Here is a 26,932-nt window from a genome sequence, read left to right as displayed (position 1 = left end):
GTATCCCTTGTGGGAGCGAGCCTGCTCGCGAAAGCGGTGTATCAGACACATCTGCGCTGAATGACACACTGCATTCGCGAGCAGGCTTGCTCCCACATTGAATCCTCGTCAGGCGAGCTTTTCGCGTAGCTCTTCGATGCTGATCTCTCGCATTCTGAATTTCTGAATCTTGCCCGTCACCGTCATCGGAAACTCTTCGACGAACTTGAAGTGCCGTGGCGTCTTGAAGTGCGCGATGCGCTCCTTGCACCAGGTTTGCAGTTCCAACTCCGAAGCGCTGTGGCCGGGATGAAATTTGATCCAGGCAACAATCTCCTCGCCGTAACGCGAACACGGAATACCGATCACCTGCACGTCCGCCACCGCCGGATGGGTGAAGAAAAACTCCTCCAGCTCACGCGGATAAACATTCTCGCCGCCACGAATGATCATGTCCTTGTTGCGCCCGGCGATGTTGACGTAACCCTCCTCATTCATGCTCGCCAGGTCGCCGGTGTGCATCCAGCCTGCCTCATCGATGGCTTCGGCGGTGACCTGTGGATTGTTCCAGTAACCGAGCATCACGCTGTAACCCCGAGTACAGAGTTCGCCAATGGTGCCGCGTGGTACGAGGTTGCCGGCTTCGTCGATGATCTTGCTTTCCAGCTGTGGCTGGGTGCGGCCAACGGTGGTCACGCGTAATTCCAGTTCATCGTTTGGCCCGGTTTGCAGCGACACCGGGCTGGTTTCGGTCATGCCATAGGCGATCTGCACTTCGCTCATGTGCATCTCGCTGATGACCCGGCGCATTACCTCGATCGGGCACGTCGCGCCAGCCATGATCCCGGTGCGCAGGCTCGACAGATCGAACTCGGCGCGTTGCGGCTGATCGAGCATGGCGATGAACATGGTCGGGACACCGTAGAGGCCGGTGGCTTTTTCTTCGGCGACGGTTTGCAAGGTCAACAACGGGTCGAACGCGTCGTTGGGGTAAATCATCGTGCTGCCGTGGGTGATGCAGCCGAGGTTGCCCATGACCATGCCGAAGCAGTGGTACAGCGGCACCGGGATCACCAGGCGGTCGCGCGGGGTCAGGCCAATGCTTTCGCCGACCATGTAACCGTTGTTGAGGATGTTGTAGTGGCTGAGGGTCGCGCCCTTGGGGAAGCCGGTGGTGCCGGAGGTGTACTGGATGTTGACCGGTTGATCGAAGTGCAGGCTGTCGCTGCGTTCGTTTAGTTGTTCTTTGGAGACACTGGTTGCCATGTCGGCCAATTGAGACCACGGCAGGAAACCTGACGGTGGCTGCGGGTCGAGGCTGATCACCCCGCGCAGTTCTGGCAGACGTTCGCTGCGCAATTGGCCGATGGGTTGCTCGGCCAGTTCCGGCACCAGTCCCTGCAGCATGCCGTGGTAGTTGGAGGACTTGAACGCCCCGGCGCATACCAGCCATTGGCAGCCGGATTGCTTGAGCACGTATTCCAGTTCGGAACTGCGGTAGGCCGGGTTGATGTTGACCAGGATCACGCCGATTTTCGCCGTAGCGAATTGGCTGATGCACCACTGCGCGCAGTTCGGCGCCCATATCCCGAGGCGATCGCCGGCCTGCAATCCCAAAGCCAGCAGCGCTCTGGCGTGCAGATCGACTGCATCGGCCAGTTGCCGCCATGAGTAGCGCAACTGCTGATGGCGCACCACCAGCGCTTCACCGTCCGGGTACTGCGCAACAGTCTGATCGAACTTCTGCCCAATGGTCATCGCCAGCAAGGCTTTGTCCTGAGAACCCCGGGTATAGCTGCGCTGCGGGTTTGCACTGGGTTGATCCATGACGACCCCTATTGTCTTTATTGATGGGTTGCCGACGGTCACTTGTAGGAGTGAGCCTGCTCGCGATCTCGATCCATCAGTCAACATTTACGTCGACTGACACAACGCGATCGCGAGCAGGCTCACTCCTACAAAAACTAATCAGCTTTCAATCTTGAACTGCCCCTACTCTCGCCTAAGTTGACGTTAACGTAAAGGGTGATTGACAGCCATCCGTCACAGGCTTACGTTAACGTAAAGGTGAGAGCCGAGTGCGCGCCCTCCCCACCCTACAAAAAAGCCAAAAGGTGACCCATGAGCTACCCATCCCTGAACTTCGCCCTCGGTGAAACCATCGACATGTTGCGCGATCAGGTTCAGTCCTTTGTCGCCAAGGAGATCGCTCCGCGCGCGGCGCAGATCGACAGCGACAACCTGTTCCCCGCCGACATGTGGCGCAAGTTCGGTGACATGGGTCTGCTCGGCATCACCGTGCCGGAAGAGTACGGCGGCGCGGGCCTGGGTTACCTGGCACACGTGGTGGCGATGGAAGAAATCAGCCGTGGCTCGGCCTCGGTGGCGTTGTCCTACGGCGCGCATTCCAACCTCTGCGTCAACCAGATCAACCGCAACGGCAACCATGAACAAAAAACCAAATACCTGCCGAAACTGATCAGCGGCGAGCACGTCGGCGCCCTCGCCATGAGCGAGCCAAACGCCGGCTCCGACGTAGTCTCGATGAAGCTGCGCGCCGACAAACGCGGCGACCGTTTCGTCCTCAACGGCAGCAAGACCTGGATCACCAACGGCCCTGACGCCAACACCTACGTGATCTACGCCAAGACTGATCTGGAGAAGGGCCCGCACGGCATTACCGCATTCATCGTCGAGCGCGATTGGAAAGGCTTCAGCCGCAGCAACAAGTTCGACAAGCTCGGCATGCGCGGTTCCAACACCTGCGAGCTGTTCTTCGATGACGTCGAAGTGCCGGAAGAGAACATCCTCGGCGTCCTCAACGGCGGCGTCAAAGTGTTGATGAGCGGCCTCGATTACGAGCGCGTCGTACTGTCCGGTGGCCCGACCGGGATCATGCAGTCGTGCATGGACTTGATCGTGCCGTACATCCACGACCGCAAACAATTCGGCCAAAGCATCGGTGAATTCCAGCTGATCCAGGGCAAAGTCGCCGACATGTACACCCAGCTCAACGCCAGCCGCGCCTACCTCTATGCGGTAGCACAGGCTTGCGAGCGCGGCGAAACCACCCGTAAAGACGCCGCCGGGGTGATCCTCTACACCGCCGAGCGCGCCACACAAATGGCACTCGACGCGATCCAGATTCTCGGCGGTAACGGCTACATCAACGAATTCCCGGCAGGCCGTCTGCTGCGTGACGCCAAGCTGTACGAAATCGGCGCCGGCACCAGTGAGATCCGTCGCATGCTGATCGGTCGCGAACTGTTCAACGAAACCCGCTAAACGGAGCTGGCCATGGCTATCCTGCACACTCAGCTCAATCCCCGTTCGGCAGAGTTCGCCGCCAACAGCGCGGCGATGCTCAAACAGGTCGACGCCCTGCATACCCTGCTCGCCCAAGTGGCGCAGGGCGGCGGCGCGAAAGCCCAGGAACGCCATACCTCGCGCGGCAAACTGCTGCCGCGGGAGCGCATCAACCGCTTGCTTGATCCGGGTTCGCCGTTTCTGGAAATCAGCCAATTGGCCGCCCACGCGGTGTACGGCGAAGACGTGCCGGCCGCCGGTGTGATCGCCGGGATCGGTCGTGTCGAAGGCGTCGAGTGCATGATCGTCGCCAACGACGCAACGGTTAAGGGCGGCTCGTACTACCCGCTGACCGTGAAAAAGCACCTGCGCGCGCAGACCATCGCGCAGCAGAATCGCCTGCCGTGCATCTATCTGGTGGACTCCGGTGGCGCCAACCTGCCGCGTCAGGATGAAGTGTTTCCGGATCGCGAGCATTTCGGGCGGATTTTCTTCAATCAGGCCAACATGAGCGCGATGGGCATTCCGCAAATCGCTGTGGTCATGGGCTCCTGCACTGCCGGTGGTGCCTATGTGCCGGCGATGGCTGACGAAGCGATCATGGTGCGTAATCAGGCGACGATTTTCCTCGCCGGGCCGCCGCTGGTAAAAGCCGCGACCGGTGAGGTGGTCAGCGCCGAAGACCTGGGCGGCGCCGATGTGCACTGCAAGATTTCCGGGGTCGCCGACCACTACGCCGAGAGCGACGAACATGCCCTCGCCCTCGCCCGCCGCAGCGTCGCCAACCTTAACTGGCGCAAGCTCGGCGAGGTGCAGCAGCGCGCGCCGATTGCGCCGCTGTACGCCAGCGACGAGTTGTACGGCGTGGTTTCCGCCGATGCCAAGCAACCGTTCGATGTGCGCGAAGTGATTGCGCGACTGGTCGACGGTTCGGTGTTCGATGAATTCAAGGCTTTGTTCGGCACCACGCTGGTCTGCGGTTTCGCCCATCTGCACGGCTACCCGATCGCGATCCTGGCGAACAACGGCATTCTCTTCGCCGAAGCCGCGCAGAAAGGCGCGCACTTCATCGAATTGGCCTGCCAACGCGGTATTCCGCTGCTGTTTTTGCAGAACATCACCGGTTTCATGGTCGGTCAGAAATACGAGGCCGGCGGCATCGCCAAACATGGCGCGAAACTGGTCACGGCAGTGGCTTGCGCAAAAGTGCCGAAATTCACCGTGATCATCGGTGGCAGCTTCGGCGCCGGTAACTACGGCATGTGCGGCCGCGCATACGATCCGCGCTTCCTGTGGATGTGGCCGAACGCGCGCATTGGCGTGATGGGCGCCGAGCAGGCGGCGGGCGTGTTGGTGCAGGTCAAACGCGAACAGGCTGAACGCAGTGGTCAGGCCTTCAGCGCCGAGCAGGAAGCCGAGATCAAGCAACCGATCCTCGACCAGTACGAAGAGCAGGGTCACCCCTACTATTCTAGCGCACGGCTGTGGGACGACGGCGTCATCGACCCGGCGCAGACCCGCGATGTGCTGGCCCTGGCCCTGTCCGCGTCGCTGAACGCGCCAATCGAACCGAGCCGCTTCGGCGTGTTCCGGATGTGATTTTTTGTGGGAGCGAGCCTGCTCGCGAATACGGTTTGTCAGGTAGCGGAAATGTCGACTGGTACAACACTTTCGCGAGCAGGCTCGCTCCCACAGGAACCGTGGAGACGGATGAATATGAGTGATTTCAACACCCTCGAACTGCAAAGCGACCCACGCGGTTTCGCGACGCTGTGGCTCAACCGCGCGGAAAAGAACAACGCGTTCAATGCCGAGATGATCCGCGAGTTGATCCTCGCCCTCGACAAAGTCGCCAGCGACGCCAGCCTGCGTTTCCTGCTAGTGCGTGGCCGTGGCAAGCACTTCAGTGCCGGCGCCGATCTGGCGTGGATGCAGCAATCGGCCGAACTCGATTACCACACCAACCTCGACGACGCTCGCGAACTCGCGGAGCTGATGTACAACCTCGCCAAACTGAAAATCCCCACCGTGGCCGTGGTGCAAGGCGCGGCGTTCGGTGGTGCACTGGGGTTGATCAGTTGCTGCGACATGGCGATTGGCGCCGATGACGCGCAATTCTGCCTGTCGGAAGTGCGCATCGGCCTGGCGCCGGCGGTGATCAGTCCGTTCGTGGTGCAAGCCATTGGTGAGCGCGCGGCGCGGCGTTATGCGCTGACCGCTGAACGTTTTGGCGGTCAACGCGCACGGGAAATCGGTTTGTTGTCCGAAAGCTATCCCGCCGCTGAACTTGATCAGCAAGTCGAACAGTGGATCAACAACCTGCTGCTCAACAGCCCCGCCGCCATGCGCGCCAGCAAGGATTTGCTGCGTGAAGTCGGCAACGGCGCGTTGACCCCGGCGCTGCGCAGCTACACCGAAAATGCCATCGCCCGCATCCGCGTCAGCCCTGAAGGTCAGGAGGGCTTGCGCGCCTTTCTGCAAAAACGTCCGCCGAGCTGGCAAGCCGCAACCAAGGAGCCGCGTTGATGAGCGCACCTGTTATCACCACCCTGCTGGTGGCCAACCGTGGCGAAATTGCTTGCCGTGTGATGCGTACCGCCAAAGCGTTGGGGCTGACCACCGTCGCCGTGCACAGCGCCACCGACCGCGAGGCGCGACACAGTCGTGAAGCGGATATTCGTGTCGATCTCGGTGGCAGCAAAGCGGCCGACAGTTATCTGCAAATCGACAAACTGATCGCGGCGGCCAAGGCCAGCGGCGCGCAGGCGATTCATCCGGGCTATGGCTTTCTGTCCGAGAACGCCGGGTTTGCCCGCGCGATTGAAGCGGCCGGCCTGATTTTCCTCGGCCCACCTGCCTCGGCCATCGACGCGATGGGCAGCAAGTCCGCTGCCAAAGCGTTGATGGAAACCGCCGGTGTGCCTCTGGTGCCGGGTTATCACGGCGAAGCACAGGATCTGGACACCTTCCGCGATGCCTGCGAACGCATCGGTTATCCGGTGCTGCTCAAGGCCACGGCCGGTGGTGGTGGCAAAGGCATGAAAGTGGTCGAGGATGTCAGCCAACTGGCCGAAGCCCTCGCCTCGGCACAGCGTGAAGCGCAGTCATCGTTCGGCGATTCGCGGATGCTGGTGGAAAAATATCTGCTCAAGCCGCGTCACGTGGAAATCCAGGTGTTCGCCGATCAGCATGGTAATTGCCTGTACCTCAATGAGCGTGATTGCTCGATCCAGCGTCGCCACCAAAAAGTCGTCGAAGAAGCGCCGGCACCGGGCTTGTCCCCGGAACTGCGTCGGGCGATGGGCGAGGCGGCTGTGCGCTCGGCGCAGGCGATTGGTTATGTCGGCGCCGGTACTGTGGAATTTTTGCTGGATGCGCGCGGTGAGTTCTTCTTTATGGAGATGAATACGCGCTTGCAGGTTGAACACCCGGTGACCGAGGCTATCACCGGTCTCGATCTGGTGGCGTGGCAGATCCGCGTGGCGCGTGGTGAGGCACTGCCGATCACTCAGGAGCAAGTGCCGTTGAACGGCCATGCGATTGAAGTGCGCTTGTACGCCGAGGATCCTGCGAATGACTTCCTGCCGGCAGCCGGGCGTCTGGCGTTGTATCGCGAATCGGCTGAAGGGCCTGGGCGCAGGGTCGATAGCGGGGTTGAGGAAGGCGATGAAATTTCGCCGTTCTACGACCCGATGCTCGGCAAGCTGATTGCCTGGGGCGAGGATCGTGAGCAGGCGCGACTGCGTTTGCTGAGCATGCTTGATGAGTTCGCGATTGGCGGTTTGAAAACCAACATCAATTTTTTGCGACGGATTATCGCGCACCCGGCGTTTGCGACGGCGGAACTGGATACCGGGTTTATCCCGCGCTATCAGGAGCAATTGCTGCCAGCACCGGGCACGTTGAGCGATGCGTTCTGGAGCGCGGCGGCGCAAGCGGTGGCGCAGAGTCTGCCGCAATTGGCGCGCCAGGATGACCCTGCTTCGCCCTGGTCGCTCAACAGCGGTTTGCGTGCGGGTCTGCCACGGGAAATCACTCTGCATCTGACTTGCGAGGGGCAGGACCGAGCCCTGACGCTGAGCGCCGCTGACCACGCCAGACTGTCCGGCGAAGTGCTTATCGTCGAGCACGAAGGCGTCCGTCGTACGTTGCGTGCGATCCGCCAAGGGGATTCGCTGTACCTGCAATGGGACGGCGAGTTGCGGCGCATCGAAACGTACGACCCGATCAGCGCTGTCGAAGCCAGCCACAGCCATCAGGGCGGCCTGACGGCGCCCATGAACGGCAGCATTGTCCGTGTGCTGGTCGAGGCCGGGCAATCGGTCGAGGCCGGTGCACAACTGGTGGTGCTGGAAGCGATGAAGATGGAGCACAGCATCCGTGCGCCGCATGCAGGGGTGATCAAAGCGCTGTATTGCCAGGAAGGCGAAATGGTTGGCGAAGGCAGCGCTTTGGTTGAACTGGAAGAGGTGTGAATGTGAGGATCGATCCTACGCCTGGCGAGGATCGATCTGACTAGTAACGCGCCGTTGCCTGAACCACAACACCGATGATTCGACACTCATCGGTCAGCAGCGCCTTTGGCCACGTCGGATTGAGCGGCACCAGGTAACGCTGGCCGCCCTCTTCGTCGAGTTTGCGAAAAATCGCTTCGGCGCTGTCGGGCCACTGGGCGATCACCAGTTTACCGGGCACCGCCTCGGCCGCCGGATCAACCAGAATCAGCATGCCTTCGGCGATGCTCTGGCCACTGGGAGCCGTCATCGAATCCCCCGTCACCGTCAGCCAGAACGCCGGGCCACGCGCGTGGTAATCAGTGAGTTCGAAACGCTGTTTGCCTGATGCCTTGGCGTAGGATGCCGCATCGCTCTCGCGCACCTCGCAGGTCGTCTGCCAATCGCTGACCGGGTAACGGAAGTAAGGGTTGTACTTCTGCGCCAGCGGCATGTCGTCGTCAGATGTTATTTGCGGTTCCCGGATCACCAGCACCACTTCCAGAAAATCCATGCCCAGCGCTTGCAGCACGCGATTCATTTGCGTGATGCCGGGTTCGCGACGCTTGTTCAGCCAATGGCCGATCCCGCCCTGGGACATGCCGACGCGCTCTCCGAGCTCTGTTTGAGTGATTTTGAGTTCACTCATCTTGGCCTTGACCAACTCAATCCATTTATCCATGTGCAGCACCTTACGTCGACGCCTTCGGCCAGCAAAACACATATTGTAGTATTTAAATTCTGGTCACAACTACACAGAGTACTATTCTGAAGGCACGGATTTTCAATCGACCAAGGAGTGCCTCTTCATCATGAATATCAGCAGCAAAGACTTGCCCGATCTGCAAATGGACACCACCTTCACCTCGCCTCAGGGCAATGCAGCGGCGCAGCGAGCGTTGGACTATTACTTGAAACCAGCTGTGTCAGAACCCGAGGTCGACGAACGCTTTTTCGATGTCAGGCGCCATCTGAGCGGCGAAGAAGCCCTGGTGCACGCCTCGGATCTGTTGCGCTGTGCCGCAGCCACGGCGTTCAAGGCAGCTGAAAACCTGCAAGGCGCGAGTCGCGACCTGGCCTTTTCAGTGGTGCACATGGTGGATATGGCGCGGGCGATGGTCGACCATTCGCTCGATGGCGATGAAGCGTGAGGAACGGAAATGCAGACGGACAGGAAAGAATTTTCCAATCGCGCAGATAAAAACATTTGACTTGCAAATGATAATGATTATTATTGCATTCAGCTGGTCGCGAGATCAGTCGATGGACCAGAGACCTTAGGTCGGTCTTCTGGACTATCTCCTCATCAGGCTAATCACGGTTTTTGACCCGGCTTTTTGCCGGGTCTTTTTTTTGCCCGTTTTTCGGGCTTGTGGCTTCAGGCTAATGAAGTCTTCAGGTGTTGCAAATTCGATGGCGCGGATAATATCAAAAGAATATCGAATGACAAGCCAACCCCGGCCACATTGGGGCAAACTAATGACAATTAGCACTTGAGAATCAATCGCACACTCTCTAAGCTGCATCCGCGTCATGGAGGACGCCCCCCGCCACACCCCGCAATTCCCCTCGGTTTCAGACCTGCCTGCGTGTACAGTAACGGCCATAAAAATCATATTCAGGAATCGATTATGACCGTGGCCAAATCCTCGTTCGACATCAGCGCCAACTTCGACAGCGGCAACATCCAAGTCATCGACATCAGCAATCCGCTCAATCCGGTTCTGGCCATTCGCCCGGATACCCGCAGCGCCCATTTTCAGTGGTTCCACTTCAAGGCCAGCGGTCTGCATGTTCATCAGGAACACTGGTTTCGCCTGGTCAACGCCAGCCAATCCTCCTATAACAAAGCCTGGACCGGCTATCAGGCAGTCGCTTCCTACGACCACGTCAATTGGTTCCGCATTCCAACCAGTTTTGAAGGTGACAGCCTGCGTTTTTGTCTCGAAGCCGAGCAGACCCACGCCTGGTTCGCCTACTTCGAACCCTATAGCCGTGGCCGTCACGACTGGTTGATCGATCAGGCACTGAGCAAGGCCGGCACCGAATTGCTGGCCACCGGCAAGAGCGTCGAAGGTCGCGACATTCAGCTTCTGCGCAAAGGCACCGGTGCCGAAGGTCAGCGCAAAATCTGGATCATTGCTCAACAGCATCCCGGCGAACACATGGCTGAATGGTTCATGGAAGGCGTCATCGAACGTCTGGAAAGACACGACGATCCCGTGCTGAACAAACTGCTGGCCAGCGCTGATCTGTACCTGGTGCCGAACATGAATCCCGACGGTGCCTTCCACGGTCACTTGCGCACCAACGCGATGGGCCAGGACTTGAATCGCGCCTGGCAGAACGCCAGTCAGGACGTCAGCCCCGAGGTACTTTTCGTACAACAGCAAATGGAAAAGTACGGCGTCGATCTGTTCCTCGACGTACATGGCGACGAAGAAATCCCCCACGTATTCACCGCCGGCTGCGAAGGCAATCCCGGCTACACGCCGCGAATCGAGAAGCTCGAAGAACACTTCCGCAGCCATCTGAAACACACCACCAAAGATTTCCAGACCAAGTACGGCTACACCCGCGACGAACCGGGCCAAGCCAACATGACCCTGGCGTGCAACAGCGTCGGACAGAAATACGACTGCCTGTCGCTGACGCTGGAAATGCCGTTCAAGGATCACGACGACCATCCCGACAAAGTCACCGGCTGGTCGGGCAAGCGCTCAAAACAGTTGGGTAAAGACGTGCTGACCACTATCGCTGACATGGTTGATACCCTGCGCTGATCCCCCTCCCGCTTCCTGTAAAAGATCGCAGCTTGTCTGCGATCTTTTGCTTTCTGCGATTCACAGTTCCGCGCAAACAGGTTGCAAAATAAAACCCGAATCAATACCGTGATCAAGGTTTTATTTTGAAACCTAAAAGGATGCGAGATATGAAACCTCTCAAAAGCAGCGTCGTTTTGCTTTTCTCTGTGGCCTGTGGGCTGGCCGTGGGCAACGTGTATTACGCCCAGCCTTTGCTGGACGCCATGGCTGAAGCGTTTGCGATGTCGCCGGCAACTATCGGCATCGTCATCACCCTGACGCAAATCGGTTACGGCATCGGTCTGGTGTTACTGGTGCCCCTCGGCGATCTGCTCAATCGACGCCGATTGATCGTCACTCAAACCCTGCTGTCGGCAGCGGCGTTGTTGATGATCGCGTTGGCGCCCAGCAGTGTCTGGCTGCTGCTCGGCATGACGTTGACGGGGCTGCTCGCCGTAGTGACGCAGGTGCTGGTGGCTTACGCCGCAACACTTGCTGTCCCGGCACAACGCGGGCGCGTGGTCGGTGTGGTCACCAGCGGCATCGTCGTCGGCATCCTGCTGGCTCGCACAGTCGCCGGCGGCATGGCTGATCTGGCTGGGTGGCGAGCGATCTACTTTCTGTCAGCCGGGCTGACCCTGGTGATGGCGTTGCTGCTGTTTCGAGTTCTACCCAAGCATGAATCACCACAACCGGCGACTGGCTACATTGCACTGATCGCCTCGGTTTTCGGTTTGTTCAAAGAAGAACCGGTACTGCGCCAACGCGCGATCCTCGCCCTGCTGACCTTCGCCAGCGCGATGGTGCTGTGGACGCCGATGGTGTTGCCACTGGCCGCGCCGCCACTGTCCCTGTCGCACAGTGAAATCGGTCTGTTCGGACTGGCCGGCGCAGCGGGTGCGCTGGCCGCCGCACGGGCCGGACACTTGGCTGATCGCGGCCTCGGGCAATGGGTCAGCGGTCTTTCGCTGTTGCTGATGCTCGCTTCATGGCTACCAATCGCCCTCACCCAATCTTCGCTGTGGGCTTTGCTGCTCGGCGTGATCACTTTGGATCTAGGCCTGCAAGCCGTACACGTCACCAGCCAGAGCATGATCTACAGCGTACGCCCCGAAGCGCAAAGCCGTCTCACCGCCGGTTACATGTTGTTTTACTCGATCGGCAGCGCGCTCGGCTCCATCGGCTCGACCGCGATGTACGCGTGGGCCGGCTGGATTGGCGTGTGCCTGCTCGGCGCGGGCATCAACGCCGTGGCGCTCGCGTACTGGTGGCTGACCCTGAAAAGCGGCGCACCGGCTCGATGCGCCACTCAAGCGAGTTAACCGCGATCGCGACCGCGCAACATGCTGTCGAGCACCTCGTCGCGGCGGATCCAGCCATGAAACAGCGCCGCCGCCAGGTGCAACAACACCGTCAGGAACAACAAATAAGCTAGATACCCGTGAGCCTTGCGCAGAAACGCAAACAACTGTGCATCGGCCGGAACAATCGCTGGCAACTGCAGCGTTGTACTGAGCATGACCGGCTCACCCGAAGCGCTGATCATCGCCCAGCCGAGCAACGGCAACACCAGCATCAACGCGTACAGCAACAAATGCGAAGCCTTGGCCGCCAGCACTTGCCAATCCGGCAGATCCGCGGGCAACGGTGGCTGGCGCGTGGTCAGCCGCACCAGCAAACGCACAATCACCAGCGCCAGAATCGCGATGCCCAGCGGTTTGTGCAGATGGATCAACCATTCATGTCGCTCGGAAACCGAGGTGACCATGGCGGCGCCGATAAACAGCATGGCGATGATCATCAGCGCCATCAGCCAGTGCAGCAGTCGCGCCAACAGTGCGAAATGCGTCGGTTGAGTTCTCATGGGCGAGCCTCCTGTTTGGCAGCGGGCAACTGGCTGACTTCGCTGGTGCGACGCAGATAGGAATTGGCGTAACCGGCGGAACGCGCCGCGAGCAACGGGTCGTCGGAACCTTGAATCCCGGCCGGCAGCACCAGCGGGTCGTAGTTGATGTCACGGCATTCGCCGCTCAGTTGCGGCTGGGTCTTTTCCAGCACCAACGTGCCCGCATTCAGCACCTTGCGCCCCTGGGGCCAGGTCTTGCTGGCGTCGTTCACCGGATCCTCAGGATTGGCCAGAGTGATATTCAACTGAAAGCGCAGCGGCGCGGATGCCAAGCGTTGCACCAGATCCTTCTCGAGAAAATCGCCGCCCTCAGGTGCACTGGCGCCCGCAGCGTCGCGCGCCAACGGCGTCATGCTCCAGCGCACAGCCTGCTTTTTACCGCTGGCGTCGACCAGATAGAACGCGTTGACACTGTTATAGGTTTCGGTGGCGTAACTGGCCGAAGGTTTGGCGGTCTTCACCCACGTCAGAAACGGCACGGTTTCCGGGTGCGCGGCGAAGAATGCCGGGACCTTCGCCGGATCCGGTTTACCGGTGGCCGGATCCGGCGATTGCGCCTGCTGCAATTGATAGAACGCCTCAGGCGTACCGACCGGGAACACCGGCATGCTGTTCATCCCGGTGCGCCACTGCTGCCCGTTGGCTTGGGTGAACCGTAGCGCCAGACTGCGAATCGGCACGCTGCTGTCCGGTGCATACGGATTGCCCGCCGGCAGCGCGAATCGCCCGACCACCGGGGTCTGCGGTTCGTTGAACACCTGCGCAGTGGAAAACACCCGCGCCTCGCCACTGCTCTCGAAATGGCCGATCACGCACACGCCTTTGGCGTGGTTACGGCGAAACCCGGGGTGCACGCCGTTGTTTTTCTCCAGCACATCGACCAGCGCTTTTGGCGTCAGGCGTTGTGGGTCAAAGTTGCCGTGAACGTAGGCGAATGCCCCGGCCACTGCGGCGACAACCACAGCAATGCCGCCCAGACGCAGAATCAGGCTCGCCGCACTCAGTGGCGGGCGCTTTGGCCCGCCGGGCGGCGCAGTATCGGGTGATGAACGATCAACCATGAAAAACTCCAGGGCCATCGGCCACAAGTAGGAAGAATCAGCAAGACGCACCTCGTCCGGGTTTATTCCACACGACGGTATTTATTTTTCCGAACGTGGAATAACCTCCAGCGACGGGCGTCTCCCTAGTCCACAGCGTAGTGACTAGTAGAATTTCATGAGCGAATTCGACGAACAGTTGAGAGAAATCATTCCCAGATTGCGCCGCTTTGCCGTGTCACTGACACGCAACAGCAGTAGCGCCGACGATCTGGTGCAGGCCAGCCTAGAGCGGGCGCTGTCGAGTTGGGGCCACAAACGCGCCGACGGCGATTTGCGTGCCTGGCTGTTTGCGATCCTGTATCGGCAGTTTCTCGACGCCCATCGCCGCTCCCGACGCTATGCGCGCATGCTCGAATTCTTCACCGGTCGCGACGACGCCGAGCCCTCGGCCGAGCGCACCGTCATCGCCCAGTCGACCCTGCAAGCCTTCGATCGCCTACCCACCGAACAGCGTGCCCTGCTGCTGATGGTGTCGGTGGAAGGCCTTTCCTATAAAGAGGTCGCCGAGATTCTCGGCGCCCCGATCGGCACCGTGATGTCGCGCCTGTCCCGCGCCCGCCAGGCCTTGCGCCAACTCAGCGACGGCGAAATCAGCAGCCCTTCTTTGCGGATACTCAAATGATCAGCCTGCCTCCCAACGAGCGTGACCTGCACGCGTATGTCGACCACCAACTCAGCGACGCCGACCGGCGTGTGCTGGAGACCTGGCTAGCCAGTCACCCGGACGAAGCGGCGCAGGTGCGCGCCTGGCAACAGGATGCCCAACAATTGCGCGCGGCACTCAGCGGCGCATTGCAGCAGCCGGCCAATCCGGCGCTTGATCCAGCGATGATCCGCCAGCGCCGTCAGCGCCAGTCGCGTCGTCATCTGGCCAGCGCGGCGGTATTGCTGATCGCGGTCAGCGTCGGCGGATTCAGTGGCTGGCAGGCGCGGGAAATGACCCTCGTGCGCCCGTCCATGTTGCCGATGACCGATGCTTTGCAGGCCTATCGCCTGATTGCCCAGCAAGGCATGCTGCCGGCTGATTACAAGGTGGAGAGTGACGGCGACATGCAACGTTGGCTCGATCGTTATTTCAACCGGGCCAGTCGTTTACCGGATCTGAAGGCGGCCGGGTTCGAACCGGTCAGCGGACGCTTGCTCAGCACTGATGAAGGTCCGGCAGCGATGGTGATGTATGAGGATGGCAGTGGCCACAAGGTGAGTTTCTACGTGCGCCCGCCGGGGCCGAAGAACACCTTTTTGCCGCGTGGCAGCCGCAGTGATGGCGACTTGCAGGCCGAGTACTGGTCGGGCGGCGGGTACAACTATGCGATGGTCAGCCCGGTCGATACACCGGCGGCGCAACAGCTCAAGCAATCACTGCAATTCTGAAAATCACCACCTCCCCCCTGTGGGAGCGAGCCTGCTCGCGAAGGCGCCAGATCAGTCGCATCGTTGCTGAATGACACACCGCATTCGCGAGCAGGCTCGCTCCCACAAGGGTTCAGCGTCAGGCTCAGAAACCTACGTCCAAAACCACATTGTCCAGATAAGTACCGGCCGGCGGCGTGGTCTGGTCGGTGTAGATCTTCGCGTTGTAGTTGAAAATCTGACTGCCCGTGCCCAAGCCGTTCCCCGGATTGATCTCGGCATCGGTACTCGCCCGCCGCGCCGCGCCGACGCTGCCCCAGCGCGTAGTGCCGGCACTTTTGAAAATGTCGTAGGCCAGATAATTGCTCCCGGAAATCATCCGGCGCCGCCCGCCGACACTCACCGCGTTCTGCCCGTCGCTCAACCCCACGGTGTAGGCACTGCCCTTGGTGCAAGCCAGATTGATCGTCTGTCCGGTCACCGGAGTAAAAGCGCTGACCACCGGCGCGCTGCCAAAGGCGATGTTCGGCGCAGTAATCGTGCAATCATTGGACACCGTCAGATTCACCGTCAACGACGTCGTGCCGCTGGCGATATCGCGCCCGAGACAGATGGCACCGATGCCGATCCCCGAGCAGTAATTCCAGTTCCAGAAAATACTCAGGGTCTCGGTGTACACCCCGGCGGCAACGTTGCTGCCAATAGTTGTACCGAGGTAGAGCGGCACGGTTTTCGGCGTCGTACCGTTGAGCAGGCCCAGGGCATCGATGATGCCGTTGCGCGCAAAGTCATAGGCCGTGCCGCGCGTCAGCGGGTAGCTGGTGCTGTTGTTGGCGTAGATCGTGTAGCTGATGACATCGCCGGTCGGCCCGACCAAACCACCTTGACTCGAAGAAACAGTGCCCCAGAAGTGGTCGTTACTGGTCAGCAGGGACAGCAGCGAACCGGTGCAACTGAACCCCGCATTCAATGTGGAACTGGGCTGCGAAGTCGTGCGCACGGCAATCGAACTGAGCGTACCGAACGCCGCCGGCGTGGTGCTGACCACCGAACACGCGGCCTGTACCGCTCCCGGCAGCATCAGCGCCAGCGCCAATTGCCATCGCCTGAACATCATTGACACACCAACGGCCCGAGCAACGGCACCTGATCCTGATTCAGGTCGACACTGAACTGCGCCTGACAGGTCTTGCCGTCGGCCAGCGTCACTTGCAGCGAGTTCTGCGCCTGCAGGTTTTCCAGATAAACCAGCCCGTCCCAACCGACCACCGTCCGCGTGCCGCTCTGCTCGTGCAAAACACCCGCGCCCAGCGGCAACTCGCGCTGCTGCGGGTCGACCAGCACGATGCTCGCGGCGATCACCCGGCTCAGCGGAAACTCCAGCAGATAACCGCTGCCTCGGCGCACGGCAATGCGCTGTTCGACGTTGGGACTGCGCACGTTGGCCGGCAGATTCAGTGGATCGATTTCATACTTGCCGCGGTAATAGGCGCTGCTCCATGGCACCAGCAGATGACCGTTCTTGTCGGTCTGACCGACCTGCTGGTTTTCGTAGCGCACCGGAATGTCGGCAAAACCATCGGTGCTGACCACCACAAACGCGTCGTCGATGCGGTTGGCAGCAAACACCTGACGGTCCATCCATACCAGCGAACCACTGGCATCGGCCCAACGGGTTTCGGCGTCGGAAGTGCCGTAGACACCAGCCTGCAACTGCACCGATTGCAGACGCCAGGTGACGTCGGCCTGACGATAATCGGCGCCGTCACCCTTGGCGTAACCCAGATTGAAACCTACGCCGCCCTCGGTCGGCACCGCGCGGCTGTAGTTGACCCGCTGCTGGCTTTGCCCGGTTTTACTGCGATCACTGCTGATCGCCAGGCTGCCGCGCAGATCGAACGGAATCACCAATTGCGCCTGCACCGCCCAGTTGCTGTCGCCGATCTCGCGGTTGGCCGACAGGTAGAAACTACTGTTGCGCCACAGCGGTTTGCTCCAACTGAGGTTGAGCAGCCGCGTGCGCGAATCATCCGCCGCGCGCACATCGAAGTAACCGGCGCCGAGACTGCCCCAGCGGTCGAGGTTGAGACTCAGCGTCGCCTGTTCGCTGCGCCGGCTAAGGCTGATATAGGGGCTGTCGACCACAGTCAGGTCGGCATATTGATCGTGGCGTTGCAGGCGTTGGTAGGAAAAGCTGAAACGCTGGTTGCTGTACTGATAACCGAGGCTGACCTGGTGACCGCCCTCGCCATCGAAACGGCTTTGGCTCAACGCACTGTTGAGCACACCAAAGTTACCGAGTTGCCAGTTGCCACCGAGGCCGCCCAGTGTCAGCGAGTCGGCCGCTTCGGCATGGCTTTCCAGAGTGAAGCTATCGCTGACGCCATAGCGCAGGCTGCCGGAGGTGACACCCGGCCCGTAGTTGAAATCCTTCAAACCGTAGTCGCGACGCAACGTACCGGCGGCCACAGAAAAATCGCTCAAACCTTTTTGCAGCAAAGTGCTGGTGACATAGAACGGCACCGTGGTCGAAACTTGCCGACCGAGCGCATCAGTGGTCACTACGACGGCTTCGCCCGCACCGTTGATGAACGGAATATTGGTCAGCGTGTACGGCCCGGGCTGCAAATCTGCGCTGCTGGACTTGTAGCCATTGATGAACAGATCCACCGAGGACGGCACCGCCGCTTCACCGGCAAATTGCGGCAACGGATAGGTCACCAGATCCGGGCGCACGGCAAAATCCCGCGAGAACTGCACGCCGCCCAGACGTACCGAATTGCTCCACGGCAACGCACCGCTGATGACGTCACCGGCCTCGTAGGTGAGCATCCGCTCGTCATCGGAGTAACTCCAGGTGGTGTCGTAGCGCAAGTAGCCGTTGTCCAGCGTGTTGAGCGAATCACCGGACAAGGTGCGCCGGTATTGCCCGGTGTTGGACAGCGTGCCCCAGCTGTCGAACAGCCGCACTTCGTTCCACGCCGCCAGGTAAGTGCCAGCATCGTCGGTGTCATTGAGGTACAGGTCATAGTTGAACAACGCGCCGAAACTGCTCAGCGCCGGGGTACGCGGGTAAGCCTGGCGATTGCCGATGAACTGTTCCGGTAGCCAGTCCGGCGGCACGTCCAGCAGCAAGCGTTGACCAACACTGTCGTAATCACAGTGCAGCCCCGCCAGACTGTCGAGATCGACCTCGGCGCCAAGGCTGTCGGGCAGTTTCATGCCGGTTTCGCGCAATGCCGTCGCCGGGACAAACAAGCGCCCGTCGCGCTGCTGCACCGCCACCACGCGCCCGGTATTCATCTGGTTGACCACCAGTTCCAGAAACAACTGTGCATCACTGACGGCCTCCATGCCGCTGGGAGGCGGCGGCAGATCGCCGGCCCCGGATGGTTGAACGAACATCAGGCAACACGCGCCGGTGATGAGCCACAACGGACGCTGAATACGGCGAACCCGTCCTGGGTTCATACGCGTTTTACGTCCGTCAATGGACTGAATCCTCCCTGATACCGCTTTAGCCGACGTCAGATAACTGCGCTACGACTCACTCACTTGGCAGGTGTAATGCTCTGCACCTGCGGCGCGCCGTTCACCCGCACCTGCAACGCCGAATCACCGGCCAACGGCCCCGGTGCCGGCCAGCGCATTACCGCCCCCGGCAGCACGTACCCCAACAGCCCTTCGGCCAGCGGTCTGCTCTGCCCGGCCTGTTTGATTGCCACGTCGGTCAGCCGCGCATGCACCGCGCCCTGATTGCGCACTTCCACATAAGGCTTGCCGTCCACGGCTACCGTGCGCCAGCTCAACTGCGGCAGGCCGACACCTTTGGGATCGCGCGCACGGGTGCTGTCTTCCTTGCTCCACAGCCCCGCGCCATAGGCAAACAGCGGCACCGAATAACGCATCTGGAAGCGGATCGCTGCCGCTGTTTTGCCGCCGTCAGCGGTCGTGGGTTGTGCGGAAGGAATTTCGTCGATGATGATCCGGTAGGCCAGTTCCTGCCCCGGCGGCACCTCTTTGGTGCGGGTCAGACGCACCAATTGTTTCTGCCCCGGTTCGATCTTCGCCACCGGCGGGCTGCCGATCACGTCGCGCTGGTTCTGGTATTGCTCGGCGAAACCACTCTGGCTCCAGCCGAATACGCGGATCTGCAGATTGGCAGTTTCGCTGCCACGGTTTTCCAGCCACAGCGCACTGGCCTGTTGATCAGCCTCCAGCACCGGATCGATCGGCCAGATCAGTACCGAACTCGCCGCTTGTGCCTGGCTTGCCCCAAGCATGACCATCGTCCACATCACACAGCGCACGAAAGAATGCCGTGACGTCACTGACCCCATAAACCTGCTCCTTGTCGGCCATTCAACTTCGCCTTACCACGACAGTTGCACCTGCAACACGTCGCTGTACGTCCCCCCAGGCTGATTGCCCGGCAATTGCACCTGACCGTAAATCGGCAGGCTGATGTTGTTCGCATCGCTGTAGGCCACCGCCACGCTCTGGCCAATGCCCAGGCTCTGGCTGTACGCCGCATCGCGAAACAGCGCATACGCCACCCGCGCACTGCCGCTGTTGACCTGCATGTGCCGGCCACTGCTGTTGTACTGGCCGCCATCAACGCTCATGTTCAGCGTCACCCCCGGCGTGCATTGCAATTGCACCCCGCCGGTCAGCGCGACCTGCACGGTGCCGGTGGCCAGCGCCGAACGTGAACCGAAGTTCAGCCCGCCATAATTCGACACCCCGCCCACCACCAGACACCCGGCAGTGACCGTGGCACTGACCTGAAAGCTCTGGCTCGTCGCTGCGGTCAGCGGCAGCGGTGCACTGCCCGCACAGAGCAGGAGCAGCGCGGCACAGCCATGGCGGCGCATGGCATCAGAACGTCAGTTCAACAGCGACGGTGTCGGTGTACGTCCCCGCCGGCAAACCGGCCTTGCCCACCGCCTGACCGTAGATGTTCACCGTCTGCGCGACACCGGTGCTGGCGGCGAGATTGATCGTCCCGTCGATCGCCAGCAGTTGCGAGTGCCCGGCATCGGTGTACAAGTCGTACGGCACGTAATTGGCCACCCCGTCGTACAACGCTCGGGTGCCGCCCGGCGACATGCCGTCATGGGAACCGGCGCGCACTTTGACCGTCGGCGTGGTGCCGCTGGAGCAGAGAATCGACAGCGCCCCGCCACCACCGCCCAACACTTGCCCGGTGGCCGTGGTGAACAGGCTGTTGGCGGTGCCGAAGTTCAACGCACCGAAGTTCAGCCCGGTGGAACCGCCCGCACCGTTGACCTGACAACTGCTGATCAGTATCAGGCTGGAGGTGATCTGGCCGGTGACCGTGGTGGCGGCGTTGGCACTGGAAACCAGCGCCAGGCCAAGCAACGACAAACCTATCCTTGATGCAAACGTACGCATGGTGTCCGTCCTCTACGGGGTTACCAGTCGAGCGTCACCGTCAGCGTGTCGGTATAGACACCTGCCGGTACCGCACGGGTATTCGCCACCACCGAGCCAAATACCGGAATGGGTATCTGCGCAGCGCTGGTGACAGCGAAATTGTGTTGCTGGCCGATGCTGTAGCTCCGGGCGCCGGAGGGATCGACGAACAGCTGATAGGGCAGAGTCTGGCGGCCGTTGCTGAGGCGCCGGGTATTGCCGTCACCGTGGGTGCCGCCGTCGATGGTGACGGTGAAACCGGTGACCGAGGGGTTGCAGGCGACGTTGAGCTTGCCGCTGCTGTCACCGTCGAGACTGGCCTTGATCGGTGCGTTCCAGGTGGGCCCCTGAAGGCCGAAATCGAGGGTACCGAGGGCACTGACCGGGCTGTCGGGAGTACTGGTGTTGGTGACTTCGCAGCCGGCAATCAGGATCAGCCGCGCATTGATCTGCCCACTGACCGCCGCTTGCGCCTCGTCTGCGAGCAATGCCAGCGTACCTGCCGCCACCACCATCCAGTGTTTTCCTGTCATCGCGACCGTCCCTGCTCCTTTACGCTGACTCAATCACCGCGCTCATCATTGAACGCCTTCCTTGTGCACCCGCGTCCACCGGTGCCTGTTGCCATCGCGATCACCAGGTGACCGTTACCTTGACCAGATCCGAATAACGCCCGACTCGCGGCACTTCGGCCAATCGCTCGATCCGCGCGTACAGTGGCAGCTCCACTGTGCCGCTGTCCGGCACCCGCCCGCTGACCGGCACATCCACCACCAGCGGCAGCCGTCGCGCCGCGTCCTGATACAAGCGGTACGGAATCGGTTTGCTGCCCGTCGAAGCGGCCATATAGCGGACCTCACCGACACCGCCATGCAAGCCACCGTCGACGCGCATCTGGTACGGCGTGTCCGGGTTGCACTCCAGCCGTGGCAGGCGCTGATTGGTCAACGCCGCGCCCAATGGCCCGGCGGGGTCATCGAGGCGTGCGGTGCTGCCGAAGTCGAGCACACCCAGTTGCTCGATGCCGGCGTTACGCTGCTGGCCGACCAACTGGCAGCCGCGCTGCACATCGACGCGCACTTCAACCTGAAGATCTGCCGCATGAACAGGCGCAACGAGTGCCCCCAGCAGGCCCATGACCACATGTACATTCACTGCGCCGTTCCTTGTCAGTGATCACTTGCGACGTCGTTTCTGTGATTGAGGTTAGCAACGGTCGACGATTCCGCCAGTCGATTGGATCCAGGGATCGCCCGGGATATGTTTCGAAAGGTTGGCAACAGGTCGAGCCATGTCGCTAAAAATAGCTGTACGTGCCGCACAAATTTGTTCAATTACCGCCCACTGTCGATCCGCTGTGGTGGCTGGCCAACCCGGCGCCTGGTTACACTGTGTCGCCGCGCTCCCGGGAGCCGGTCTTGACGAACACGGAGACGCCCACAGTGCCTGTCCACCCGCCGAAACGATCGCGACTGATCCAGCGCTGGCCGGCGTTGCGCCGCTGGTTGGGCAAGGGTTTGCCGGCCGGTGCCGGGCATGACGCCAGCGCCCAGTCGATCCGCGATTACTTCCGGCACAAGGCCGGCGGTCAGGGTTACACCCTCAGCCACAGCCAGCAGCGCGTCATTGATTGCATGGCGCAGCAGGCCAGTCTGCTGTTTGGCGCCAGCAACCGAACCGCGCCGAGTCTCTATCTGTTCGGCGCCGTCGGACGCGGCAAGAGCTGGTTGCTCGATGGCTTTTTTCAGGCCTTGCCGATCACCCAGAAACGGCGCCTGCATTTCCATCAGTTTTTCGCGCAATTGCATCAGGGCATGTTCAGCCATCGCGAGCAGGACGATGCCCTCGAAGTGACCCTCGACGAACTGCTGGAGGATTGTCGGGTGCTGTGTTTCGACGAGTTTCATGTGCATGACATCGGCGATGCCATGCTCATCACCCGGCTGTTCAAGGCACTGTTCAAACGGCGAATTCTGCTGTTGGTCACCTCCAACTATGCGCCGGAAGGGCTGCTGCCCAATCCGCTCTATCACGCGCGCTTCAAACCGGTGATCGAACTGATCAATACGCGCATGCAGGTGATGGAAGTCGGTGGTCCGCACGATTACCGCAGTCAGGCGCGCCACTCTGCACATCAGATCTTCACTCAGGGGCATTACGTGTGGCCGGCCACGCCAGCGCAACGCACCGCTCTGGAGCTGCCGCCGGCCGATACGCCAGCCATTCGGTTATCCGTCGGCACCCGGCAGTTTCAGGCTCGATTGTGTGAAGAGCGGCGGGTCGGTTTTACCTTCAGCGATCTGTGTGAACAGCCAACGGCGGTCATGGACTATCTGGAACTGTGCCGACGTTTCGATCGCTGGATCATTGATGATCTACCAGAGCTGGGGGAATGCTCGATCGCCGCGCAACAGCGCTTCATCAACCTGATCGACGTGCTGTACGACCAGGACAAACATCTGACGCTACTCGGCCGGCTGCCCTTGCGTGAAAGCCTGGAAGGCCACGCCATTGACCTGGCGCGCACCCGCAGCCGCTTGGGGCAGTTGCAAGAGATGCACAACGACGACTGACCACACCGGCCCAGTGGGAGCGAGCTTGCTCGCGAAAGCGCCCGATCAGTCAAAACATCAGCGGCTGACACTCCACCTTCGCGAGCAGGCTCGCTCCCACCAAGGGCATCTGAAGTTTCGCCACCTGTCCAATTCAAACCCGGGCTTTGCCGTTATCATGTCGCCCATTCCCGCGCCCCAGCGGCGCGCCCCTGATCAATAGCGAACACCAACATGCACACCCTTGCTCAATTACGCGCCGGCGAGTTGTCGGGCATTACGCGACTGGATCTGTCCTGCGGACTGACCGAGTTCCCGCGCGAGATTTTCGATCTGGCCGACACTCTGGAAATCCTCAACCTCAGCGGCAACCAATTGAGTAGCCTGCCGGATGACTTGCATCGTCTGACACGCCTGCGCGTGCTGTTCTGCTCCGACAACCCGTTCACCGAACTGCCGGCCTGCCTCGGCCAGTGCGCTGCCCTGACGATGATCGGCTTCAAGGCCAACCGCATCGTCAACGTACCCGGCAACGCTCTGCCACCAGCGTTGCGCTGGCTGATCCTGACCGACAACTGCATCGAGAACCTGCCGATCGAACTGGGTGAGCGCCCTGCCCTGCAAAAACTCATGCTGTCCGGCAACCGTCTGCAAACGCTGCCGCCCTCCCTGAGCAACTGCCATCGTCTGGAGCTGCTGCGCATCTCTGCCAACCGCCTGAGCGAACTGCCGCAGTGGCTGCTCAACCTGCCGAGCCTGACCTGGCTGGCCTACGCCGGTAACCCGCTGGAGACCGAGGCGGACGCTGCCGCGCTGGAAGCGACACCACAAATCTCCTGGTCGGCGCTGCGTCTGGAACAGCGTTTGGGCGAAGGTGCCTCGGGGGTGATTTCCCGGGCGAGCTGGCAACGCGACGATGGCTCAGTGACACCGGTCGCGGTGAAGCTGTACAAAGGTGAAATGACCAGCGACGGTTCGCCGCTGCACGAAATGAATGCCTGTATCAGCGCAGGCCTGCATCCCAATCTGATCCGGGTCGAAGGGCGCATCATTGGCCATCCCGACGGCCAGCAAGGCTTGGTGATGCAGTTGATCGATCCGTCGTTCGGCAACCTCGCCGGTCTGCCCAGCCTGGCGTCTTGCTCACGAGATGTTTACGCCGATGATTGCCGGTTCACTGCCGAGGTCGCGCTGAACATTGCCAAAGGCATCGCTTCGGCAGCCGATCACTTGCACCAGCAAGGCATCACCCACGGCGATCTCTACGGGCACAACATTCTGTTGAATGAGCGCGGCGATTGCCTGCTCGGCGATTTTGGTGGTGCGTCGTTCCACGCCATTGCCGATACAGCGGAAACTCGCGCGTTGCAACGCATCGAAGTGCGTGCGTTCGGGATTTTGCTGGGGGAATTGCTGGCGCGCATCGACTCGGGGTTGAGTGATGAGCGGCGTGCGGTGCTTGAGGAGCTGGAGCGGCGTTGCTGTCAGGCGGATGTGCTGGCGCGGCCGGGGTTTGACGAAGTCATTCGGCAACTTGAGAATCTGTGACCGCTGCGCGGTCAATCGCGAGCAGGCTCGCTCCTACAGGGGATTTGTGAACGCCACAGATCCAGTGTGGGAGCTAGCCTGCCAGCGATGAGGCCATCACTGACGAAGTCGATCAGCCCGCCAGGCCGACAAACATGTCCTGCACGTCATCATGGTTGTCGAGGCCTTCGAGGAACGCTTCAACCTCAGCCATCTGCTCGTCGCTCAAACCGCTGACCGGGTTCTTCGGCTGGTAGCCCAGCTTGGCCGACAGCACGGTGAAGCCTTGCTCTGGCAGCGCTTTCTGCACCGAGTCCAGGTCAGTAGGATCGGTCAGGAACAGCGTCGCGCCCTCTTCGCCCGGCTCGAAATCCTGAGCACCGGCTTCGATCGCGGCCATTTCCGGATCGGCGTCCGGAGTGTCCGGCGAGGCTTCGATCATGCCGACGTGGTTGAAGTCCCAGGCCACCGAGCCGGAAGCGCCCAGTTGGCCCTTGCGGAAGGCCACGCGGATTTCCGCGACAGTACGGTTGATGTTGTCGGTCACGCACTCGACGATCAGCGGCACCTGGTGCGGGGCGAAGCCTTCGTAGGTCACGCGATGGTATTGCACGGTTTCACCCAGCAGACCGGCGCCTTTCTTGATCGCGCGATCCAGGGTTTCTTTTGGCATCGAGGCTTTCTTGGCCTGTTCGACCACCAGACGCAGGTGTGCGTTGGTGGTGGTATCGGCACCGTTGCGGGCAGCGATGGTGATTTCCTTCACCAGTTTGCCGAAGATCTTGCCCTTGGCGTTGGCTGCCGCTTCTTTGTGTTTAACCTTCCACTGTGCGCCCATTACTCACTCTCTTGATCTGTGGCGCCGAGACATCTATTGGCCGACGCGTGCCGGCAAGTTTATACGGCCTAAAGTCGGCAATCGACCAAAAAAACAATGTGGAATCGACATCTTCACCAGACCTTGTAGGGCGATTCTGAAAACACCCTTTGACATGACCTTTCGGCGCTGGGGTTTCGTACCCTCTTAAACCCGTATTGCCTGACAGAGCCTGTTCGAATGCTCAATGACAAGGAAAGTCCGTTTACCCTGACCCTGACCAATAGCGGTTTATGCCTGCCGGTGTTGCGCTTTCGCGGCGAGGAAGCGCTCAACCAGCCTTACCGGTTCGACATCGAACTTATCGGTCTGGCCCCCGCCGTGGCGCCGGGTACGCTGTTGCAGCAACCGGTATTCCTGCGCCTGGACGACCATCACGGGATTCACGGGATCATCCACAGCGCCAGTTGTGAACATTGCGGTACCCATCGCATCGGCTATCGCCTGATGATAGTGCCGTCGCTGCAGCGGTTGGCACAGCCGAGCAGACGTCGAGTGTTCGTGCAACAGAGCGTGCCGCAGATTCTCCAGCAGTTGCTCGCGGAAAATGCTCTGCCCGCCGAGGGCTACCGGATTGAAATGACCGTGGGGTGCTATCCGGTGCGGCCGTTCTGCATCCAGTTCGAGGAAAGCGATCTGGCACTGCTGCACAGGCTCTGCGAGGAAGAAGGTATCCACTATCACTTCGAACACCGCGCGGACGGTCACGTCGTCGTTTTCGCCGATGACAGCCTGAGTTTGCCGCAAGAACCGGCCCTGGTGCCGTTCATGGATGATCAGCAAACGCGCTCACGCTGCGTCAGCGCGCTATTCCAGCATCACCACGCCGCGCCCATGACGACACTGCCCACGGTACGCAATCGGGGGCAGCGGGCCATCGACGAGGATGCTGCCAATCAAAGCCGATCAATGGCCCGGCCGCCGGTGCTTTCTCTGGAACAACGCCACAGCGAGCAACGCAGTCGACGGCACTTGGAGCGACAACGCTGCCACCTTCGTTCGGTCAATGGCCGCAGCGACTGTATTGGGTTGCTTAGCGGACATTTGCTGCAAGTCAGCGAACATCCGATCAACAGCTTCAACGAACAATGGCGGATCACTGCCATTAGCCATCAGGGTCAACACCCCTCGATTCTTGACCCGACGCCGACGGTACACCGCTATCACAACGATTTCACTGCCCAACCGTGGTCGACAGACTTTCGCCCGCCGCTTAAACAACAGCGCCCGAGCATCGCCGGGTATCACTTGGCGAACGTACTTGGTATCGAGGGGCAACCGGCAAGACTCGACGACCAGGGGCGCGTCGCCGTCAGGTTGTGGCCAGCGGATTCAGCACCCGATGACGATGCCAATGCCGATGCGATATGGCTGCCCATCGCCATGACCAGGGCCAACGGGCGAATCGTCCCTGAGGAGTTACCCTGTGTCGGCAGCGAAGTGTGGGTGAGCTTTCTCGACAGCGATCCGGATCGGCCCATTCTGTGCTTGGGCAACTCACGCAAGCCCCCGCCTCGCGAGTCACCGCGCGCCCGCGACAGCAGCTTATTGCTCGACTGGCTGCTCAATAGCGACGCCCATTAGCCCCAATCGGCA

24 protein-coding genes are annotated in these 26,932 nt (G+C 60.8%); 12 read left to right on the top strand and 12 right to left on the bottom strand.

Translation table 11 applies throughout. From position 1 onward, the window contains the following. Nucleotides 1-108: 108 nt before the first annotated feature. Nucleotides 109-1,806 carry an AMP-binding protein gene (locus CKW17_RS00195; protein ID WP_095118192.1) on the bottom strand — a complete coding sequence of 566 codons (1,698 nt, stop codon included), beginning with the start codon at nucleotides 1,804-1,806 and terminating at the stop codon, nucleotides 109-111. Nucleotides 1,807-2,100: 294 nt separating this feature from the next. Between CKW17_RS00195 and CKW17_RS00190 the strand changes: the two genes are divergently transcribed. The 4 genes from CKW17_RS00190 (at nucleotide 2,101) to CKW17_RS00175 (ending at nucleotide 7,760) form a co-directional block, all read left to right on the top strand. Continuing rightward, nucleotides 2,101-3,264 carry an isovaleryl-CoA dehydrogenase gene (locus CKW17_RS00190; protein ID WP_095118191.1) on the top strand — a complete coding sequence of 388 codons (1,164 nt, stop codon included), beginning with the start codon at nucleotides 2,101-2,103 and terminating at the stop codon, nucleotides 3,262-3,264. Nucleotides 3,265-3,276: 12 nt separating this feature from the next. Next, on the top strand, nucleotides 3,277-4,884 hold the full coding sequence (locus CKW17_RS00185) for a carboxyl transferase domain-containing protein (RefSeq protein ID WP_095118190.1): 1,608 nt from the start codon (nucleotides 3,277-3,279) through the stop codon (nucleotides 4,882-4,884). Between the two features lie 117 nt (nucleotides 4,885-5,001). After that, nucleotides 5,002-5,811: a gamma-carboxygeranoyl-CoA hydratase gene (locus tag CKW17_RS00180; RefSeq protein WP_095118189.1), complete on the top strand. Its 810-nt coding sequence runs from the start codon at nucleotides 5,002-5,004 to the stop codon at nucleotides 5,809-5,811. After that, nucleotides 5,811-7,760, top strand: a complete 1,950-nt coding sequence (locus tag CKW17_RS00175; protein WP_095118188.1) for an acetyl/propionyl/methylcrotonyl-CoA carboxylase subunit alpha — start codon at nucleotides 5,811-5,813, stop codon at nucleotides 7,758-7,760. The genes CKW17_RS00180 and CKW17_RS00175 overlap by 1 nt, the downstream gene beginning before the upstream one ends. Nucleotides 7,761-7,800: 40 nt before the next feature. Here CKW17_RS00175 and CKW17_RS00170 read toward each other — a convergent pair whose 3' ends face one another. Continuing rightward, complete coding sequence (locus tag CKW17_RS00170) at nucleotides 7,801-8,460, bottom strand: LexA family transcriptional regulator (protein ID WP_095118187.1); 660 nt, start codon at nucleotides 8,458-8,460, stop codon at nucleotides 7,801-7,803. Nucleotides 8,461-8,590: 130 nt separating this feature from the next. On the opposite strand from CKW17_RS00170, the gene CKW17_RS00165 reads away from it, so the two are divergent. The 3 genes from CKW17_RS00165 to CKW17_RS00150 all read left to right on the top strand — a co-directional run bounded on the left by CKW17_RS00165 (nucleotide 8,591) and on the right by CKW17_RS00150 (nucleotide 11,904). After that, a complete protein-coding gene (locus tag CKW17_RS00165) occupies nucleotides 8,591-8,929 on the top strand; it encodes a DUF6124 family protein (protein WP_093434137.1) in 339 nt (112 codons plus the stop codon). Nucleotides 8,930-9,409: 480 nt separating this feature from the next. Further along, nucleotides 9,410-10,561 (top strand): M14-type cytosolic carboxypeptidase, encoded by a 1,152-nt coding sequence (locus CKW17_RS00155; protein ID WP_095118185.1) that lies wholly within the window; start codon nucleotides 9,410-9,412, stop codon nucleotides 10,559-10,561. Nucleotides 10,562-10,710: 149 nt separating this feature from the next. Then, nucleotides 10,711-11,904, top strand: a complete 1,194-nt coding sequence (locus tag CKW17_RS00150) for an MFS transporter (protein ID WP_095118184.1) — start codon at nucleotides 10,711-10,713, stop codon at nucleotides 11,902-11,904. On the opposite strand, the gene CKW17_RS00145 is transcribed toward CKW17_RS00150, so the two are convergent. Together CKW17_RS00145 and CKW17_RS00140 are read right to left on the bottom strand one after the other, a co-directional pair. Beyond that, a complete protein-coding gene (locus CKW17_RS00145) occupies nucleotides 11,901-12,446 on the bottom strand; it encodes a cytochrome b (RefSeq protein ID WP_095118183.1) in 546 nt (181 codons plus the stop codon). The two genes, CKW17_RS00150 and CKW17_RS00145, sit on opposite strands and share 4 nt — an antisense overlap. Continuing rightward, on the bottom strand, nucleotides 12,443-13,549 hold the full coding sequence (locus CKW17_RS00140; RefSeq protein ID WP_095119000.1) for a catalase family peroxidase: 1,107 nt from the start codon (nucleotides 13,547-13,549) through the stop codon (nucleotides 12,443-12,445). The genes CKW17_RS00145 and CKW17_RS00140 overlap by 4 nt, the downstream gene beginning before the upstream one ends. A 157-nt stretch (nucleotides 13,550-13,706) precedes the next feature. Here CKW17_RS00140 and CKW17_RS00135 point away from each other — a divergent pair, with 157 nt between their 5' ends. Further along, complete coding sequence (locus tag CKW17_RS00135; protein WP_095118182.1) at nucleotides 13,707-14,213, top strand: sigma-70 family RNA polymerase sigma factor; 507 nt, start codon at nucleotides 13,707-13,709, stop codon at nucleotides 14,211-14,213. Next, complete coding sequence (locus tag CKW17_RS00130) at nucleotides 14,210-14,965, top strand: anti-sigma factor (RefSeq protein ID WP_095118181.1); 756 nt, start codon at nucleotides 14,210-14,212, stop codon at nucleotides 14,963-14,965. The genes CKW17_RS00135 and CKW17_RS00130 overlap by 4 nt, the downstream gene beginning before the upstream one ends. Before the next feature lie 124 nt (nucleotides 14,966-15,089). On the opposite strand, the gene CKW17_RS00125 is transcribed toward CKW17_RS00130, so the two are convergent. From CKW17_RS00125 to CKW17_RS00095, 7 genes are all read right to left on the bottom strand, one after another. Continuing rightward, on the bottom strand, nucleotides 15,090-16,061 hold the full coding sequence (locus tag CKW17_RS00125; protein WP_095118180.1) for a spore coat U domain-containing protein: 972 nt from the start codon (nucleotides 16,059-16,061) through the stop codon (nucleotides 15,090-15,092). Then, entirely contained in the window at nucleotides 16,058-18,415 is a 2,358-nt protein-coding gene (locus tag CKW17_RS00120) for a fimbria/pilus outer membrane usher protein (RefSeq protein WP_095118179.1), read from the bottom strand. Before CKW17_RS00120 ends, CKW17_RS00125 begins: the two co-directional genes overlap by 4 nt. Nucleotides 18,416-18,495: 80 nt before the next feature. Continuing rightward, a complete protein-coding gene (locus tag CKW17_RS00115; protein WP_095118178.1) occupies nucleotides 18,496-19,284 on the bottom strand; it encodes a molecular chaperone in 789 nt (262 codons plus the stop codon). A gap of 33 nt (nucleotides 19,285-19,317) precedes the next feature. After that, nucleotides 19,318-19,818 carry a spore coat U domain-containing protein gene (locus tag CKW17_RS00110; RefSeq protein WP_016983916.1) on the bottom strand — a complete coding sequence of 167 codons (501 nt, stop codon included), beginning with the start codon at nucleotides 19,816-19,818 and terminating at the stop codon, nucleotides 19,318-19,320. Nucleotides 19,819-19,822: 4 nt separating this feature from the next. Further along, complete coding sequence (locus CKW17_RS00105) at nucleotides 19,823-20,359, bottom strand: spore coat protein U domain-containing protein (protein WP_034154702.1); 537 nt, start codon at nucleotides 20,357-20,359, stop codon at nucleotides 19,823-19,825. Nucleotides 20,360-20,379: 20 nt separating this feature from the next. Beyond that, on the bottom strand, nucleotides 20,380-20,913 hold the full coding sequence (locus CKW17_RS00100; RefSeq protein WP_034154701.1) for a spore coat U domain-containing protein: 534 nt from the start codon (nucleotides 20,911-20,913) through the stop codon (nucleotides 20,380-20,382). 100 nt (nucleotides 20,914-21,013) lie between these two features. Next, complete coding sequence (locus CKW17_RS00095) at nucleotides 21,014-21,517, bottom strand: spore coat U domain-containing protein (RefSeq protein WP_176470033.1); 504 nt, start codon at nucleotides 21,515-21,517, stop codon at nucleotides 21,014-21,016. A gap of 305 nt (nucleotides 21,518-21,822) precedes the next feature. Here CKW17_RS00095 and zapE point away from each other — a divergent pair, with 305 nt between their 5' ends. Next, nucleotides 21,823-22,953, top strand: a complete 1,131-nt coding sequence (gene zapE, locus CKW17_RS00090) for a cell division protein ZapE (RefSeq protein WP_095118176.1) — start codon at nucleotides 21,823-21,825, stop codon at nucleotides 22,951-22,953. 213 nt (nucleotides 22,954-23,166) lie between these two features. After that, the gene (locus CKW17_RS00085) at nucleotides 23,167-24,480 is read left to right on the top strand and encodes a leucine-rich repeat-containing protein kinase family protein (RefSeq protein WP_095118175.1); all 1,314 of its coding nucleotides are present in this window, start codon (nucleotides 23,167-23,169) and stop codon (nucleotides 24,478-24,480) included. Nucleotides 24,481-24,592: 112 nt separating this feature from the next. On the opposite strand, the gene CKW17_RS00080 is transcribed toward CKW17_RS00085, so the two are convergent. After that, nucleotides 24,593-25,297: a YebC/PmpR family DNA-binding transcriptional regulator gene (locus tag CKW17_RS00080; RefSeq protein ID WP_038362748.1), complete on the bottom strand. Its 705-nt coding sequence runs from the start codon at nucleotides 25,295-25,297 to the stop codon at nucleotides 24,593-24,595. 219 nt (nucleotides 25,298-25,516) lie between these two features. Here CKW17_RS00080 and CKW17_RS00075 point away from each other — a divergent pair, with 219 nt between their 5' ends. After that, complete coding sequence (locus CKW17_RS00075) at nucleotides 25,517-26,920, top strand: type VI secretion system Vgr family protein (RefSeq protein ID WP_095118174.1); 1,404 nt, start codon at nucleotides 25,517-25,519, stop codon at nucleotides 26,918-26,920. Nucleotides 26,921-26,932: the final 12 nt, after the last annotated feature.

Source organism: Pseudomonas sp. Irchel s3f10 (assembly GCF_900187515.1).
Classification (GTDB): domain Bacteria; phylum Pseudomonadota; class Gammaproteobacteria; order Pseudomonadales; family Pseudomonadaceae; genus Aquipseudomonas; species Aquipseudomonas tensinigenes.
This window is presented reverse-complemented; position numbering and strand designations above follow the sequence as displayed.

Coding starts and splice junctions, on each gene's coding strand:
- CKW17_RS00180 (WP_095118189.1), top strand. CDS start 5,002: ATGAGTGATTTCAACACCCTCGAACTGCAAAGCGACCCACGCGGTTTC.
- CKW17_RS00105 (WP_034154702.1), bottom strand. CDS start 20,359: ATGCGTACGTTTGCATCAAGGATAGGTTTGTCGTTGCTTGGCCTGGCG.
- CKW17_RS00155 (WP_095118185.1), top strand. CDS start 9,410: ATGACCGTGGCCAAATCCTCGTTCGACATCAGCGCCAACTTCGACAGC.
- CKW17_RS00080 (WP_038362748.1), bottom strand. CDS start 25,297: ATGGGCGCACAGTGGAAGGTTAAACACAAAGAAGCGGCAGCCAACGCC.
- CKW17_RS00190 (WP_095118191.1), top strand. CDS start 2,101: ATGAGCTACCCATCCCTGAACTTCGCCCTCGGTGAAACCATCGACATG.
- CKW17_RS00100 (WP_034154701.1), bottom strand. CDS start 20,913: ATGACAGGAAAACACTGGATGGTGGTGGCGGCAGGTACGCTGGCATTG.
- CKW17_RS00135 (WP_095118182.1), top strand. CDS start 13,707: ATGAGCGAATTCGACGAACAGTTGAGAGAAATCATTCCCAGATTGCGC.
- CKW17_RS00085 (WP_095118175.1), top strand. CDS start 23,167: ATGCACACCCTTGCTCAATTACGCGCCGGCGAGTTGTCGGGCATTACG.
- CKW17_RS00175 (WP_095118188.1), top strand. CDS start 5,811: ATGAGCGCACCTGTTATCACCACCCTGCTGGTGGCCAACCGTGGCGAA.
- CKW17_RS00150 (WP_095118184.1), top strand. CDS start 10,711: ATGAAACCTCTCAAAAGCAGCGTCGTTTTGCTTTTCTCTGTGGCCTGT.
- CKW17_RS00140 (WP_095119000.1), bottom strand. CDS start 13,549: ATGGTTGATCGTTCATCACCCGATACTGCGCCGCCCGGCGGGCCAAAG.
- CKW17_RS00110 (WP_016983916.1), bottom strand. CDS start 19,818: ATGCGCCGCCATGGCTGTGCCGCGCTGCTCCTGCTCTGTGCGGGCAGT.
- CKW17_RS00075 (WP_095118174.1), top strand. CDS start 25,517: ATGCTCAATGACAAGGAAAGTCCGTTTACCCTGACCCTGACCAATAGC.
- CKW17_RS00130 (WP_095118181.1), top strand. CDS start 14,210: ATGATCAGCCTGCCTCCCAACGAGCGTGACCTGCACGCGTATGTCGAC.
- CKW17_RS00145 (WP_095118183.1), bottom strand. CDS start 12,446: ATGAGAACTCAACCGACGCATTTCGCACTGTTGGCGCGACTGCTGCAC.
- CKW17_RS00165 (WP_093434137.1), top strand. CDS start 8,591: ATGAATATCAGCAGCAAAGACTTGCCCGATCTGCAAATGGACACCACC.
- CKW17_RS00195 (WP_095118192.1), bottom strand. CDS start 1,806: ATGGATCAACCCAGTGCAAACCCGCAGCGCAGCTATACCCGGGGTTCT.
- CKW17_RS00185 (WP_095118190.1), top strand. CDS start 3,277: ATGGCTATCCTGCACACTCAGCTCAATCCCCGTTCGGCAGAGTTCGCC.
- CKW17_RS00170 (WP_095118187.1), bottom strand. CDS start 8,460: ATGGATAAATGGATTGAGTTGGTCAAGGCCAAGATGAGTGAACTCAAA.
- CKW17_RS00125 (WP_095118180.1), bottom strand. CDS start 16,061: ATGATGTTCAGGCGATGGCAATTGGCGCTGGCGCTGATGCTGCCGGGA.
- CKW17_RS00120 (WP_095118179.1), bottom strand. CDS start 18,415: ATGAACCCAGGACGGGTTCGCCGTATTCAGCGTCCGTTGTGGCTCATC.
- CKW17_RS00115 (WP_095118178.1), bottom strand. CDS start 19,284: ATGGGGTCAGTGACGTCACGGCATTCTTTCGTGCGCTGTGTGATGTGG.
- CKW17_RS00095 (WP_176470033.1), bottom strand. CDS start 21,517: ATGGGCCTGCTGGGGGCACTCGTTGCGCCTGTTCATGCGGCAGATCTT.